Below are 14,724 nucleotides of genomic sequence, written 5' to 3'. Positions count from 1 at the left end.
GAGTGGGTGGGCAGGGGCGGCGGTTCGGCCGGAAAGCCGCCTACGATGGGTCGCAGACGTTTGAGGGAGCGCTGACCCGTGTCGATTTTCGAGAAGATCCTCCGCGCCGGCGAGGGCCGGATGGTGCGGCGGTTGAAGGCCGTGGCCGACGCCGTGAACTCGCTGGAGGACGAGTTCGCCGACCTGACCGACGAAGAACTGCGCGGCATGACCGAGCAGTTCAAGGAGCGGCTCGCCGACGGACAGACGCTGGACGACATCCTGCCGGAGGCGTTCGCGGTCGCGCGCGAGGCCGCCTCCCGGGTGCTCGGCCAGCGGCATTACGACGTGCAGATCATGGGCGGGGCCGCCCTGCACTACGGCAACATCGCCGAGATGAAGACAGGTGAGGGCAAGACGCTCACCTGTGTGCTCCCGGCCTATCTGAACGCGCTCTCCGGCAAGGGCGTCCACGTCGTCACCACCAACGACTACCTGGCCCAGCGTGACGCGGAGTGGATGGGCCGCGTCCACCGCTTCCTCGGCCTGACCGTGGGCACTGTGCTGCCTAACCAGCCGTCCTCGGCGCACAAGGCCGCCTACGACTGCGACATCACCTACGGCACGAACAACGAGTTCGGCTTCGACTACCTGCGCGACAACATGGCGTGGTCCAAGGACGAGCTCGTCCAGCGCGGCCACAACTTCGCCATCGTCGACGAGGTCGACTCGATCCTCATCGACGAGGCGCGGACCCCGCTGATCATCGCCGGCCCCGCCGAGCAGTCCGCCCGGTGGTATCAGGAGTTCGCCCGCGTGGTGAAGCGCCTGCAGCGCGGCAAGGACGGCTCCGGTGACTACGAGGTCGACGAGTCCAAGCGCACCATCTCCGTCACCGAGCGCGGTGTCGCCAAGGTCGAGGACCAGCTCGGCATCGACAACCTCTACGAGTCGGTCAACACCCCGCTGGTCGGCTACCTGAACAACGCCATCAAGGCCAAGGAGCTGTACAAGCTCGACAAGGACTACGTCGTCAACGACGGCGAGGTCCTCATCGTCGACGAGTTCACCGGCCGCATCCTGCACGGCCGGCGGTACAACGAAGGCATGCACCAGGCCATCGAGGCCAAAGAGGGCGTGGAGATCAAGCAGGAGAACCAGACCCTCGCCTCGATCACGCTGCAGAACTTCTTCCGCCTCTACGCCAAGCTCTCGGGCATGACGGGCACGGCGCAGACCGAGGCCGCCGAGTTCAACAAGGTGTATAACGTCGGCGTCGTCTCCATCCCGACGCACCGCTCGATGATCCGACTCGACCACCCGGACGTCATCTACAAGACGGAGAAGGCGAAGTACAACGCCGTCGTCGACGACATCGTCGAGCGGCACGCCCTCGGCCAGCCGATCCTGGTCGGCACGGTCTCCGTCGAGAAGTCCGAGCTGCTCTCCCAGCTCCTGCGCAAGCGGGGCGTCCCGCACGCGGTCCTCAACGCGAAGTTCCACGCCAAAGAGGCCGAGATCATCGCGCAGGCGGGCCGCAAGGGCGCCGTCACCGTCGCCACCAACATGGCCGGTCGTGGCACCGACATCCTGCTCGGCGGCAACGCCGAATACCTGGCCAACTCCGAGCTGCGCCAGCGCGGGCTCACCGAGGAGGAGACCCCGGACGACTACGTGGCGGCGTTCGAGGACGTCCTGCCCCGCTGGGAGAAGCTCTGCGAGGAGGAGTCCGAGGAGGTCGTCGAGGCCGGCGGTCTGTACGTGCTGGGCACCGAGCGGCACGAGTCCCGCCGGATCGACAACCAGCTGCGCGGCCGCTCCGGCCGGCAGGGCGACCCGGGCGAGTCGCGGTTCTACCTGTCGCTGCAGGACGAGCTCATGCGCCGCTTCCGCGCCAGCGCGGTCGAGGCGGTCATGGACCGGTTCAACATCCCCGAGGACGTGCCGATCGAGTCGAAGATGGTCACGCGCCAGATCAAGAGCGCGCAGACCCAGATCGAGGCGCAGAACGCGGAGATCCGCAAGAACGTCCTGAAGTACGACGAGGTGCTCAACAAGCAGCGCAAGGTCATCTACGCCGAGCGCAAGCGGGTCCTCGACGGCGAGGACCTGAGCGATCAGGTCCGCAACATGATCGACGACGTCGTCGGCGCCTACGCCGAGGGCGCGACGGCCGCCGGCGAGACAGTCGAGGACTGGGACCTGGAGCAGCTCTGGACGAGCCTCAAGCAGCTGTACCCGGTGGGCGTGACCATCGAGGACCTTGAGGACGAGGCCGGCGGCACGATCGACTCCGAGTTCCTCAAGGTCCAGCTGGTCGAGGACGCGCACAAGGCATACGACCGGCGCGAGGAGGAACTCGGCGCCGAGGCGGTCCGCGAGCTGGAGCGGCAGGTGCTGCTCAACGTCATCGACCGCAAGTGGCGCGAGCACCTCTACGAGATGGACTACCTGCAGGAAGGCATCACCCTGCGGGCCTACGCGCAGCGCGACCCGGTGGTCGAGTACCAGCGCGAGGGCTTCGACATGTTCCAGCAGATGCAGGAGGGCATCAAGGAAGAGGCGGTCGGCTTCCTCTTCAACCTCGAGGTCCACGTCGAGGAGGCGCCCGCGCCTACCGAGGCCGAGGTGATCGAGGCGCTGGTCGACGGCGAGCAGCCCGCATTGCCGCTGCCGGACTCGCACGTGGAGATCCGGGCGAAGGGCCTGGGCGGCAACCGCATGCCGCGCGCGCTGCAGTACTCGGCCCCCACCGTCGACGGCGACGCCGGCGTGGTGATCGAGCAGCAGCAGGAGCAGGCCCCGGCGCTGGGCATCGGCGAGCCGTCGCCGTCCGGCAACGGTGGCCGCCGCTCCGGCCCGCCGGTGCCGTCGGGCGGCCGCAAGCCGTCCCCCGGCCAGGCGGTGTCGAGCAACGGCCCGTCGCGTAACGCCCCGTGCCCGTGCGGCTCGGGCAAGAAGTACAAGCGCTGCCACGGCGCCCCGGGCGGCCCCGCGTAACAGCCCGCGCTGTCCTGTCGTGACGCCCGCCTGGCCGGTCCAGGCGGGCGTCGCGCTGTTGTCAGCGGGGTCCGGTCATGATCGAGGGAAACGTCTCGTCGTCGGGGCGACCAAGAGTGTCCCTCGATCATGACCGGACCCGCGAGCGCGTGCGCTGGCTGGCGGGTCCGCGAGCGGCCTGCGGGAGCTGGCCAGGTCTGCGTGCGTCGCCTGGCGGGCCTGCGGGCGACGTGCGCGGGCTGGCGCGTGCGCCGGCTTGCAGGTCCGCGAGCGAGGTGCGTGGTGGGCCCGGGTTGGCGGGGCGCGAAAACGGGGCGGCCACCGCGCCGGGGGTGAGCGCGGTGGCCGGGTGCAGCCGGGCCGCCCTGCCCCGTGCCGGGACGGTCCGGTGCGTGGAGTCCGGTGTGCCCGCCGCCCCTCCACAGCGGACACACCGGAGCCTTCAGACGACCTGGAGCACCGTGCAGCGCCAGCCGAGCATGGCGCTGGGCTGTGCGCGGCGCTGATGCTCCAGGCGTATGGCCATCGCCCACGTCGCCTCGCCCTGCTCGAGGACCACCGCGGCTTCGGCGACGCCGGGGACGGGCTGGCAGAGCAGCAGGCGGCGGACTCGGACGAGTCGGCCCTGGCGGGCGGCCTGGCCCGGGGTCATGCGGATCCGGACGGTGCGGCGGAGCAGTTGGTCGGAGATGTCCGTGAAGTGCTGCGGATGGGTGAGCGGGCGGAGCTGGGCCGCCGGGCGGTAGCCGTTGAGGATCTCCACGCACAGGCCGACGAAGCGCTGGGCGGCGGTGTGCGCGCTCGACAGCGACGGGTCGTGCGCTCGTCGGCGGGGCGCAGCCGGGCGGGGCGGCGCCGGGGAGCCGGGCCAGTCGACCGGAAGCAGGTCCATGTCCGACGGCGGTTGGGTCGGCCGCCGGACCACCGACTCCTCGCAGGGCGGGTCGAGCGGCGGCACGGACCGGAGGACGACCGCGGGAGGCGCGTAGGCGGTGCGCGCCCGGCGCCGAGGACGCTTAGCGGCGATCGTCGTCGTCATTGCAGGACCCCCGAATCCTTGCGTTTGCTTTCGATTGCCTCCTCTCGTTTGTAGGGGGCCATACGACCCAGGGTCAAGGCGGGTGCACCCAATGCACCGATTCGTCGTTTCAGGCGGAACGGGGCAATAAACAGCAAGACAGGCTGCACGCAGGGAAGACGGGCCGAAACCGAGGACGGGACAAGGGACGGGTCAGGCGGGCTCGTCCTCGTCGCGCTCCACCAGGGGGTTGCTGCGCACCCATTCGGCCGTCTCGGCGTACTTCCGCTCGATGTACTCTTCGAGCTTGCTGCGCTCGATCCGCCACTGGCCCCGGCCGCCGATCTTGATCGCGGGCAGCTCCCCGCTGCGGACCATGTGGTAGACCTGCGAGGTCGACACGTTCAACTGCTCGGCGACGTCGGCCATGAGCAGGAATCGCGGCTCCATGAGCCTCAGTTTGCCATCGTTAGCGTCCTGCTGGTTGTGACGACCTGACAAGGTGGGCCGTCAGGGTGTAGGACAAGGGGCGTGACGACGGACCTGACGCGTGTGTATCTCCCGGCGACCCTTGCCCAGCTCGCCGTGCTGCGGGAGAGCGGCGAACTGCCGCCGCCGGGCGAGGCGCACGCCGTCACCCCGGCACTGCGCGAGTGGTATGCGGAGGGCGACGAGGAGGAGCTCGAATACGTCGCCTTCACCCGTGCCGCCCAGGCCGCCCTCCGGCTGCTCCGCCACGACCCCAAGGCGCCCAGACGGCGGGTTGTGGTCTCGGTGGACCTGCCCGGCTCGGCGCTGAGGATGTCCGGCCTCGAACTCGGCTCCAGCCAGGTCGACGTCAGCGGCAAGGTGCCGCTGCGGACCGTCGCGGCGATCCACGTGGACGGCACCGACGCCGAGGCCGACGTGGCCGCGGCGGCCGACGTCGTCGAGGAGGCGGAGGCCGGTGACCCCGACGCGCAGTTCACCGTGGACGGCGCCGAGGACCACGAGCTGGAGTGGTATGACCCGTCCGAGCTCGACCAGCTATTGGGCTGACCGGCGCAGGGTCCGGCCGACCGCGATCATCGCCGTGAAGGCACCCGCGAAGAACACGATCATGCCGTGGTTGATCTGCTCGGGCAGGCGGCCGGCGATGATCTGCGCGTCGAAGACGCTGCGGTCCCGGACGAAGTCGACGAGCGGCAGGCGGCCGACCCAGCCCAGCAGGGTCGCGGCGAGCGTGAGCAGGCCCGGGACGGCACCCGCCAGCAGGTATGCCGGCCAGGGCAGCGTCAGGCCGGTGCGGCGCAGGTAGACGTAGGTCACCAGCCCGCCGATGACCCCGCTGACGATCGACGTGGTCAGCTGGAGGCGGGCCGACGCGATGGCCATCGTGCCGACGGTCTCCTGGTTGCCGAAGAAGTCGGTCAGGTCGTTCTGGAAGTACGCGACGATCAGGCCGATCGCCGTGACCGCCACCCCGCCCACAGCACCCGCGGCGGCGGCGCTGATCGGGCGGATCGCGGCGACCGCGCCACCGAGCACCCCGGTCAGCACGACGACCACGGCGACATACGGGATGGCCGGCCCTTTGTGGTACGCCGCGACCGTCCCGCCCATCGCCAGCAGCCCGACCGGCAGGCCGCCGAGCGCCCCGGAGAGCAGCCGGGACCAGATCCTGTCCACGTTCGCGAAACGGCCGACCGCCACGACACCGGTCGCCACGCCGGTGAGGATCGTCGCCACGAGGATGCTCGGCAGCACCAGTGCCGCCAACGTCGTGGCCATGAAGTCACCGGCGGCGTCGGCGAGGACGCCGTAGGCCGAATAGAGGGTGAGCAGAAGGAGCAGGAGGGCGAGCCCGGCCACGAGCACGGCGCCGGACGGCCGCCACTCGTCGACCGGGTCCACGACCGGCTCGACCGTCTCAGCACGCTTTACACCCACGAACAAGGAGAGTACGCGAGCCGCCGGCACTGCCCGGCAGGCGTGCAAGGATGAGAGATACCCGAGCCAATGACGACATGGGAGACCCTCATGGATGGCCTGTCCGCCGTGCCCGAGCCGAAAAACGAGCCGGTCCACGGTTATGCCCCCGGCACGCCCGAGCGGGCCGCACTCCAGCGCCGGCTGACCGAGTTGGCCGGCGAGAAGCTCGACCTCACCATGACCATCGGCGGCGAGCAGCGGATGGCCTCCGGCACGCCGATCGACGTCGTGCAGCCGCACCGCCACAGCCATGTGCTCGGCGTCACCCACAACGCCACGACCGACGACGCCGCCCGAGCCGTCGCCGCCGCCAAGAGCACGGCCCCGGCCTGGCGCGACCTGCCGTTCGCGGAGCGGGCGGCGGTCTTCCTGCGCGCTGCCGAGCTGCTCTCCGGCCCCTGGCGCGACACCCTCAACGCGGCGACCATGCTCGGCCAGTCGAAGACCGCGATCCAGGCGGAGATCGACTCGGCCTGCGAGCTGATCGACTTCCTGCGGTTCAACGTGCACTTCGCGGAGAAGATCCTGGCGGAGCAGCCCGCGTCGTCCGCCGGTGTGTGGAACCGGTTCGACCACCGCCCGCTGGAGGGCTTCGTCTACGCGATCACCCCGTTCAACTTCACCGCGATCGCCGGCAACCTGCCGTCCGCCCCGGCGCTGATGGGCAACACAGTGGTGTGGAAGCCGTCGCCGACGCAGCAGTTCGCGGCGCACTTCACCATGCGGCTGTTCGAGGCGGCCGGCCTGCCACCCGGCGTGATCAACATGGTCACCGGCGACGGCCTCGCCGTCTCCGAGGTCGCGCTGAAGGACCCGGACCTCGCCGGCATCCACTTCACCGGGTCGACCGCGGTCTTCCGCACGCTGAACAAGGCCGTCGCGGAAAACCTCGAGCACTACCGGTCGTACCCGCGGATCGTCGGCGAGACGGGCGGCAAGGACTTTGTCGTCGCGCACGCCTCCGCCGACCCGCAGGCGCTCGTCACCGCGCTGGTGCGCGGCGCCTTCGAGTACCAGGGCCAGAAGTGTTCGGCGGCCTCGCGGGCATACGTGCCGAGCAGCCTGTGGAAGACGGTGAAGGAGCAGCTGACGTCGACGGCGGAGTCGCTGGCGTACGGCGACGTGACCGACTTCGGCAACTTCGGCGGGGCCGTCATCGACCGGCGTGCCTTCGAGCGGCACGCCGCCGCGCTCGACCGGATCAAAAACTCCCCGTCGTGCACGGTCGTCGCCGGCGGCGCCACCGACGACAGCGAGGGCTTCTTCGTCCGCCCGACCGTCGTCGAGTGCACCGACCCGGCGCACGAGGTGTTCACGACCGAATACTTCGGCCCGATCCTCGCCGTCCACGTCTACCCCGACGCCAACTTCGACGCCGTCGTGGCGCAGGCCGAGTCCGTCGCGCCGTATGCGCTCACCGGCTCCGTGTTCGCCACCGACCGGCAGGTCGTCGACCGCGCGTCGCACGCCCTGCGGTTCGCGGCCGGCAACTTCTACATCAACGACAAGCCGACCGGCGCGGTCGTCGGGCAGCAGCCGTTCGGCGGCGGGCGTGCCTCCGGCACGAACGACAAGGCCGGCTCGTGGCACAACCTCCTGCGGTGGACCTCGCCGCGCACGATCAAGGAGACCTTCGTGCCGCCGACCGACCACCGCTACCCGCACATGGGTGCCTAGGGGCGGGCGACCGCGACGATCTTGTCGAGCGTGAAGGCACGATCGTCGCGGCGCAGCCGGCACCACGCCTCCACAACCGATCCGGCCAGCTCCGGATGCTCGATGACGCGGTCGGACGAGCGACCGGCCGCGTCGACGTACCGGATCCACACCGGCGTCCCGTGCTCGATCGCGTCGGCCAGCAGCCGGGCCTGCTCGGGCCGTAGCTGGGGCGCTTTCTGCCGGATCTGCTCCAGCGGTGTGGCGTTTCGCCGCGACGGTACGAGCAGTCGCTGCGCCAGCTCACCCGCGTCCACTGTGGACCTCGACCGCTCCGGCGTCGGACGAGCGCGGCGGACCGTCACGGCGACGCCGTCGCGCACCGGTCGATAGCCCGCCGCCCGCAGCGCGGCAAGCGTGTCCATAGTGGACTGCGGGGAGCCGGCCACGGTCGGCGCCAGGCGGTGCAGGCGCAGCGCCGCGACCACGTCGTCGAGCAGTTCCGGATCGTCGCTGAGCACCACGCTGCTGACGCCGCGCACGCGCAGCGCGTCCGGCGGAGGCTCGGGCAGCAGCTTCGCGGCGACGTCGGCGACCGGCCGGTTGTCGGCGAGCGCGCGGCCGAGCGGGCTGATCGCGCCGAGGGCGCAGACGCCCAGCAGCGTCGCCGCTGCGACGACCGCGTCCACCGCCTCCGGCAGGTCCGCGGCCTGGCGGGCCGGCAGCGGGGCGGTCCAGCGGACGAGCGGCGCCAGCGCCGCCGGGTCCGGCACGGCGGTGTCCGGCGGCAGGTCGTGCAGTGCCCGGACGACGACCTGCCGCAGTGCCGGCCCCGACCACCAGGCACCCAGGAGCCGTGCCAGCTGGTCGGCGGGCGGCAGGCTGTGCCAGTCGTCGTAGGCCGTGGTCGGCCGCAGGCGCAGGCGGTCGGGGCCGAGCAGCCCGGCCGCCAGCACCAGCTCCGCGTGCAGCGGCTCGACGCCCAGCCGGGCCAGCTCGCGGGCCGCGACGCCGCCGTTGCGCTGCTGCGCCAGCGGCCGCGCCGCCGCCTCGTCGAGCAGTGCGGCGATCTTGTCCAGCAGTTCCGCTGCGGCGTCCGCGGCCGCGGCCCGGACGGCGGTCCGGTCGGCCGGCGCCAGCGGGGGAGCGGGCGGCACCGGCTCGAACGGCTCGTCCGGCGCCTGCCGGGCAGCCGCGTCGAGCAGCAGGTAGGACGGCGCCCACAGGTTGTCGCCATCGGGCCAGGCCAGCGCCCGCTGGGTCAGCACCCGCAGCGTGGCGTCGAGGCCGGCGTCGTCGGGCGCGCTGCCCAGCCGCTCGGCCAGGTCGGCGAGCGGCACCGGGCCTTCCGGGAACGCGGCCATGGCCTCGATCACCTGGAGGGCGGGCAGCGGCAGCTTCGCCACCACCTCGGCGAGCCCGGACCGGGCCGAGAGCCGCGCCGCGAGCTGGGTGAGATCGGCCGGCGCGGGTGGAGCCAGCACGTCCGGACGGCGGCGCAGCACCTCCCCGAGCTCGTCGGTGTCCAGACTCCGCAGCCAGGCAACCAGTGCGCCTCTCGTCACGACACGTGACCCTATAACTTGGCGCCCTGAGCAACGAATCCGCTGGCAACCGGGCTGATGCCCCTTCGGCGAGCTGGGTGGGTGCCTCACCTACGGTGAGCTTCTCCTGCCGCACCCGAGCTGCGTTCCGTCCCGGCCCGCGGTCCCGTCCCGAGCTGTGGGAGCCGCGCAGTCGGCTGTGCGCCCTGCTCTACGCTGACTCCCTTCTTTGTGCCAAGGCGCCGGCCGGGCCCGATCGCCGCATCGACGCGGGCCTAACGTCGCAGGGGAGGGGGAGGGACGGCGATGAAGACGGTCACCGGCGCGAAGACAGTTCTCGACAACCGATACCGGCTCGAGTCCGAGGTCGCCCGTGGCGCCATCGGTGCGGTCTGGCGGGCCTACGACACACTGGCCGATGAGTGGGTGGCGGTCAAGCTGCTCCGCCCGGAAGCGGCCGAGGTGTCCGAACTCGTCGACGGCTTCCTCGGTGAGGCGGAACTGCTGGCCGGCCTGGACCACCCTTCGGTGATCCGGGTCAAGAACCTGATCACCGACCAGGGCGTCACGGCCATCGCGATGGAGCTCGTCGCCGGCCCCGACCTGCGGCGCCGCCTGCGCGCCGACGGGCCCCTCCCGCCCGCGGTGGCCGCCGAGGTCGTCGCGCAGGTGGCCGACGCGCTGGCGTATGTCCACGCCAACGAGATCGTCCACGGCGACGTCAAGCCGGGCAACGTGCTCGTGCCGCAGGACGGCGGGCCGGTGCGGCTCGCCGACTTCGGTGTCGCCCGGCGGCTGGACAAGCCGGCCGGTCCGACGCACGCCACCCCGGAATACGTGGCGCCCGAGGTCGTCGCCGGCGGCCCGCCCAGCCCCGCCTCAGACGTCTACGCGCTCGGGGTGGTGCTCTTCGAGCTGATCTGCGGCCGCAGCCCGTACCGCGGCGGCTCACCCAACGACGTCCTGCGCCGGCACGCCGACTGCGTGCCGGTCCCGCCGCCCGGTATGCCGGCCGCGCTCTGGCCGATCATCGAGGCGTGCATGGAGCTGGAGCCGCGCATGCGCCCGGCGGCGTCCGCGATCATGGGCCGGCTGCGTGTCGCGGAGGGCGCGCTCGACGGGTTCGAGCCGCTGCCCCGGCTGGCCGCGGAGGCGGTGACCTTCTGGCAGCGGTCGGCGGAGCAGACCGCGCCGGTCCAGGCGCCCGTCCGGCGGGTCGACTGGGTGCCGCTGCCGACCGCACCGACGTCCCCGGCGGCCGGGTCGGCGTCGGCCAACCTGATGATGGCCGTGCCGATCGAGGAGTTGCCGACCGAGCCGCACGGTGTGGCGGATCTCCCCACGGAGTCATACGCGAATCCTTCTCAGTCTCCGGAACCTCAGGAGGCCCAAGAGCCCCAGGAACCTCAGGAACTCCAGGAGTCGCCGTCGGTGCGGCCACCGACGGAGAGTGCTCCGGCGCGCCGCCCGGAGCCGCGCGTGCTCGCGGCCGTCGGCGGCGTGGCGCTCCTGCTGCTGCTCGTGGTCGGCGGCCTGCTGCTCTCCGGTGCCCTCGGCCGGGGCGGCGACGGGAAGCCGGCCCAGGTCAACGTCACCTCGTCGGCCTCGGAGCCGCAGGGCTCGACGGCGCCGGCGAGCGCCGAGCCGAGCAGCGCCGCGCCGACGGGGGAGGGGTCGGCCGAGCCTGGCACGGGTGGCAAGCCGCCGACGGAGCGGCCGTCAACCGTCCCGTCGCCGGGACGGAGCCTTCCCGGCATCGGTGATCCGCTGCCGCCCTTCCCGTCGATGCCGGCGTTCCCGTCGATGCCCGCGTTCCCGAAGTCCTAACTCGACAGTCGCAGCGCGACAGTCGACAGTGGATTTGCCGAAATCCTGGACTGCGCCCGAGAAAGATGACAGCGTAGGGTTCATGGCGGATTCTGGAGTCAACGCGACGGCGGCGGCCCTGCTGGGCCTGCTGCACGAGGGCCCGATGACCGGTGGCCAGTTGATGGCGGCCGCGCAGCGTCGGCTGGGGCCTTACTGGTCGATGACGCGCAGCCAGGTCTACCGTGAGCTCCCCGCGCTCGCTGAGGCCGGTTACGTCAAGCTCGGCAAGCCCGGCGCGCGCTCCAGCCAGCCATATGCGATCACGCCCGCGGGCAAGCGGGCGTTCGCCCGCTGGCTCTCCGAGCCCGCCGGTCGCGAGTCGCTGCGCAACCCGGTCGCCCTGCGGGTGGCGTTCGGCGCGCAGCAGTCGGCCCAGCAACTCCAGGACGTGTATGCGCAGGCCGTCGAGCAGCACACCGCCGCCCTGAACGAGGCTCGTGAAATGGTCAAGGAGGCGAAGAAATCCGGCGACGACTTCTTTGCCTCCTCGCTGGAGTTCGCCGTCGGCTACCACCGGGCCGCGCTCAACTGGCTCAAGAGCGCGCCGAGCAAATAGCCGCTGGGGATGCGGCGTAGTCTTTGAGTGTGACTGCTCCGGACTACGCCGAATCGCTCAAGAGCCTCGATGTCACCCTGCGCAACATCGAGGCTGTGCTCGACCTGGACCGGCTCCGGAAGGAGAAGGCCGAGCTCGAGGAGCAGGCGTCCGCGCCGAACCTGTGGGACGACCAGGCGGCCGCGCAGAAGGTGACCTCCCGACTCTCCTACGTGCAGGGCGAGATCACCAAGCTGGAGCGGCTCCGTTCGCGCCTCGACGACACCCAGGTGCTGCTCGAGCTCGCCGAGGCCGAGGGCGACGCGTCCTCGCTGGCCGAGGTCGGCGAGGAGATCGCCGGGCTGACCAAGTCGATCGAGGAGCTCGAGGTCCGCACCCTGCTCTCCGGTGAGTACGACGCCCGGGAGGCCCTGGTCACGATCCGTGCCGGGGCCGGTGGTGTCGACGCGGCCGACTTCGCCGACATGCTCCTGCGCATGTATCTGCGCTGGGCCGAGCGGCACGGCTACACGACCGACGTCTACGACACCTCCTATGCGGAAGAGGCCGGCATCAAGTCGGCGACCTTCGCGGTGAAGTCGCCCTATGCCTACGGCACGCTCTCGGTCGAGTCGGGGACCCATCGGCTGGTGCGGATCAGCCCGTTCGACAACCAGGGCCGGCGCCAGACGTCGTTCGCGGCGCTGGAAGTGGTCCCGGTCGTGGAGCAGACCGACGATGTCGAGATTCCCGACGACGACATCCGTGTGGATGTCTACCGGTCGAGCGGCCCCGGCGGCCAGGGCGTCAACACCACCGACTCGGCGGTGCGGATCACTCACCTGTCGACCGGCATCGTCGTCTCCTGCCAGAACGAGCGCTCGCAGATCCAGAACAAGGCCACCGCGATGGGCGTCCTCAAGGCCAAGCTGCTGGCCCTCAAGCGGGCCGAGGAGGCCGCGAAGATGGATGCGCTGCGTGGCGACGTGGCCGGCTCGTGGGGCGATCAGATGCGGTCCTACGTCCTCCATCCGTACCAGATGGTCAAGGACCTGCGCACCGAGCACGAGACAGGCAACCCCACGGCGGTGTTCGACGGCGACCTCGACGCGTTCATCGACGCAGGCATCCGTTGGCGCAAGCAGCGGGAGCTGGGTTCGGGCGAGTGATCGTCTCTGTGCAGTCCATCGATCACTGAGGGTGATCGATATCGATCATGAAAAAATGAGACGTACGTCACACCTCTGAGTGGAATCGAGCGCTGGCTTGTCGTTCGTGTCCCCTCAACGTGTCTGCAATTCCGGCAAAGGGTGCGCGGCGCACTTCGTGTGCTTGGCGCAGTTGTCACACCGCGTAGACTCACGTCCCGTGATTCGGCTTGACCACGTGACGAAGACGTATCCGAAGGCGTCTCGCCCCTCCCTTGACGATGTTTCCGTCAACATCGAGAAGGGCGAGTTCGTCTTCTTCATCGGACCCTCCGGCTCAGGCAAGTCCACGATCATCAAGCTGCTGCTGCACGAGGTGACCCCCAACAAGGGCAAGGTCGTCGTGAACGAGAAGGACGTCACCTCGATGCGCTCGTGGCGCATCCCGGCCTTCCGGCGGCAGATCGGCTGCGTGTTCCAGGACTTCCGGCTGTTGCCCAACCGCACCGCATACGAGAACGTCGCGTTCGCGCTCGAGGTGATCGGCAAGTCGAAGGGCGTTGCCCGTCGCGTCGTTCCCGAGGTGCTCGAGCTGGTCGGCCTCGGTGGCAAGGAGCACCGTTATCCCCACGAGCTCTCCGGTGGTGAGCAGCAGCGTGTCGCTGTTGCCCGCGCCTTCGTCAACCGCCCGCTGATCCTGCTGGCCGACGAGCCGACCGGAAACCTCGACCCGGACACGTCGATCGAGATCATGCGGCTGCTGGACCGGATCAACCGGACCGGCACCACCGTTGTCATGGTGACCCATGACTCCAACATCGTGAACCAGATGCGGCGACGGGTCGTCGAGATCGAAAGTGGCCGGATCGTGCGGGACCAGCCACGCGGTGTCTACGGCTGATCGAGCCGTAGTCCGTCCGCACCTGTAACTTTGCTGGGTCCGCTGGGAAGGAACCCCACCCGATGCGCGTGAGATACGTCCTGTCCGAAGTCCTGACCGGGCTCTGGCGCAACGTCACCATGACCATCGCGATGATCATCACGATGACCGTGTCGCTGACCATGCTCGGCGCCAGCCTGCTGCTGTTCTTCCAGGTCGGCAAGATGGAGGACTTCTTCTACCAGCGCGTAGAGGTCTCCATCTTCCTCAAGGTCGACATCACCGACGAGCAGCGCAACAACATTGAGAGCGCGCTCAAGGGCAACACCCTGGTCAAGAACGTCGATTACGAGAGCAAGCAACAGGCCTGGGAGCGATTCCAGACCCAGTTCCGTGACGCTCCGGACCTGGTCAACGCCACCAAGCCCGAGTCGCTGCCCGAGTCGTTCCGGATCAAGCTGAAGGACCCGAGCAAGGTCGTGCAGCTCACCGAGGAGTTCAAGACCCAGGAGGGCGTCAGTGAGATCGTCGACCAGCAGCAGCTGCTCAAGCGGGTCTTCGACCTGCTCGGCGCGCTCCAGACGCTCGCGTTGACGGTCGCGATCGTCCAGGGTGCGGCGGCACTGCTCCTGGTGGCCAACACCATCCAGGTCGCCGCCTACAGCAAACGCCGTGAGGTCGCGGTCATGAAGCTGGTCGGTGCCTCGAACTGGTTCATTCAGATGCCGTTCGTGCTCGAGGCCGTGTTCGCCGGCCTGATCGGTGCGATCTTCGCCTTCGGCACCCTGGTGGCAGCGAAGGTCTTCATCATCGACGGTTCACTGAAAGCCTTGACCAGCGTCCTGCTCCCGGTCGACTGGAGCAACATCTGGCTGATGCTCCCGATCCTGGCCGGCGCCGGCGGTCTGGTCAGCGCCGTCACCGCCTGGATCACGCTGCGGTTCTACGTGCGAGTCTGACCCGCACGGTTTGCCCCATTCGCCGAAGGGCGGGCCGACCGGCCCGCCCTTCGGCGTCTCCGGCACCGGCCACAACCGCGTTGGCTCTCAGGCTCGCCGTCGATAGCGTCATTTCACGAAAAATACGGACGTATGCCGTACGGTAACCCTCAAGTGGTACTGGAG

General features: G+C 70.0%; 12 protein-coding genes. 8 read left to right on the top strand and 4 right to left on the bottom strand.

From position 1 onward, the window contains the following. The first annotated feature begins 78 nt into the window (after window positions 1-78). Entirely contained in the window at window positions 79-2,979 is a 2,901-nt protein-coding gene (gene secA / locus Dfulv_RS43055) for a preprotein translocase subunit SecA (RefSeq protein WP_259859574.1), read from the top strand. 442 nt (window positions 2,980-3,421) lie between these two features. Here secA and Dfulv_RS43050 read toward each other — a convergent pair whose 3' ends face one another. Together Dfulv_RS43050 and Dfulv_RS43045 are read right to left on the bottom strand one after the other, a co-directional pair. After that, window positions 3,422-4,018 carry an Rv3235 family protein gene (locus tag Dfulv_RS43050; protein ID WP_259859573.1) on the bottom strand — a complete coding sequence of 199 codons (597 nt, stop codon included), beginning with the start codon at window positions 4,016-4,018 and terminating at the stop codon, window positions 3,422-3,424. A gap of 192 nt (window positions 4,019-4,210) precedes the next feature. Beyond that, window positions 4,211-4,447 carry a helix-turn-helix domain-containing protein gene (locus tag Dfulv_RS43045; RefSeq protein ID WP_259859572.1) on the bottom strand — a complete coding sequence of 79 codons (237 nt, stop codon included), beginning with the start codon at window positions 4,445-4,447 and terminating at the stop codon, window positions 4,211-4,213. 81 nt (window positions 4,448-4,528) lie between these two features. On the opposite strand from Dfulv_RS43045, the gene Dfulv_RS43040 reads away from it, so the two are divergent. Continuing rightward, entirely contained in the window at window positions 4,529-5,035 is a 507-nt protein-coding gene (locus Dfulv_RS43040; protein WP_259859571.1) for a DUF6912 family protein, read from the top strand. On the opposite strand, the gene Dfulv_RS43035 is transcribed toward Dfulv_RS43040, so the two are convergent. Further along, window positions 5,024-5,926 (bottom strand): hypothetical protein, encoded by a 903-nt coding sequence (locus Dfulv_RS43035; RefSeq protein ID WP_259859570.1) that lies wholly within the window; start codon window positions 5,924-5,926, stop codon window positions 5,024-5,026. The genes Dfulv_RS43040 and Dfulv_RS43035 overlap by 12 nt on opposite strands. Window positions 5,927-6,016: 90 nt before the next feature. Between Dfulv_RS43035 and pruA the strand changes: the two genes are divergently transcribed. Next, window positions 6,017-7,645, top strand: a complete 1,629-nt coding sequence (gene pruA / locus Dfulv_RS43030) for an L-glutamate gamma-semialdehyde dehydrogenase (protein WP_259869306.1) — start codon at window positions 6,017-6,019, stop codon at window positions 7,643-7,645. Here the strand turns inward: pruA and Dfulv_RS43025 are convergent. Beyond that, a complete protein-coding gene (locus Dfulv_RS43025; protein ID WP_259859569.1) occupies window positions 7,642-9,189 on the bottom strand; it encodes a hypothetical protein in 1,548 nt (515 codons plus the stop codon). The genes pruA and Dfulv_RS43025 overlap by 4 nt on opposite strands. 285 nt (window positions 9,190-9,474) lie before the next feature. Here Dfulv_RS43025 and Dfulv_RS43020 point away from each other — a divergent pair, with 285 nt between their 5' ends. The 5 genes from Dfulv_RS43020 (at window position 9,475) to ftsX (ending at window position 14,559) form a co-directional block, all read left to right on the top strand. Continuing rightward, entirely contained in the window at window positions 9,475-10,995 is a 1,521-nt protein-coding gene (locus tag Dfulv_RS43020) for a serine/threonine-protein kinase (protein ID WP_259859568.1), read from the top strand. Between the two features lie 82 nt (window positions 10,996-11,077). Further along, window positions 11,078-11,593 (top strand): PadR family transcriptional regulator, encoded by a 516-nt coding sequence (locus Dfulv_RS43015; RefSeq protein ID WP_259859567.1) that lies wholly within the window; start codon window positions 11,078-11,080, stop codon window positions 11,591-11,593. Window positions 11,594-11,622: 29 nt separating this feature from the next. Continuing rightward, on the top strand, window positions 11,623-12,741 hold the full coding sequence (gene prfB / locus Dfulv_RS43010; RefSeq protein WP_259859566.1) for a peptide chain release factor 2: 1,119 nt from the start codon (window positions 11,623-11,625) through the stop codon (window positions 12,739-12,741). A gap of 199 nt (window positions 12,742-12,940) precedes the next feature. Beyond that, entirely contained in the window at window positions 12,941-13,621 is a 681-nt protein-coding gene (ftsE, locus tag Dfulv_RS43005) for a cell division ATP-binding protein FtsE (RefSeq protein ID WP_259859565.1), read from the top strand. A gap of 62 nt (window positions 13,622-13,683) precedes the next feature. After that, the gene (gene ftsX, locus Dfulv_RS43000; protein WP_259859564.1) at window positions 13,684-14,559 is read left to right on the top strand and encodes a permease-like cell division protein FtsX; all 876 of its coding nucleotides are present in this window, start codon (window positions 13,684-13,686) and stop codon (window positions 14,557-14,559) included. Window positions 14,560-14,724: the final 165 nt, after the last annotated feature.

This window comes from Dactylosporangium fulvum (genome assembly GCF_025137375.1).
Classification (GTDB): Bacteria; Actinomycetota; Actinomycetes; order Mycobacteriales; family Micromonosporaceae; genus Dactylosporangium; species Dactylosporangium fulvum.
The sequence above is the reverse complement of the archived record's forward strand: the minus strand, read 5'-3'. Positions and strand labels throughout refer to the sequence as shown.

Coding starts and splice junctions, on each gene's coding strand:
- Dfulv_RS43020 (WP_259859568.1), top strand. CDS start 9,475: ATGAAGACGGTCACCGGCGCGAAGACAGTTCTCGACAACCGATACCGG.
- pruA (WP_259869306.1), top strand. CDS start 6,017: ATGGATGGCCTGTCCGCCGTGCCCGAGCCGAAAAACGAGCCGGTCCAC.
- ftsX (WP_259859564.1), top strand. CDS start 13,684: ATGCGCGTGAGATACGTCCTGTCCGAAGTCCTGACCGGGCTCTGGCGC.
- Dfulv_RS43050 (WP_259859573.1), bottom strand. CDS start 4,018: ATGACGACGACGATCGCCGCTAAGCGTCCTCGGCGCCGGGCGCGCACC.
- Dfulv_RS43015 (WP_259859567.1), top strand. CDS start 11,078: ATGGCGGATTCTGGAGTCAACGCGACGGCGGCGGCCCTGCTGGGCCTG.
- Dfulv_RS43045 (WP_259859572.1), bottom strand. CDS start 4,447: ATGGAGCCGCGATTCCTGCTCATGGCCGACGTCGCCGAGCAGTTGAAC.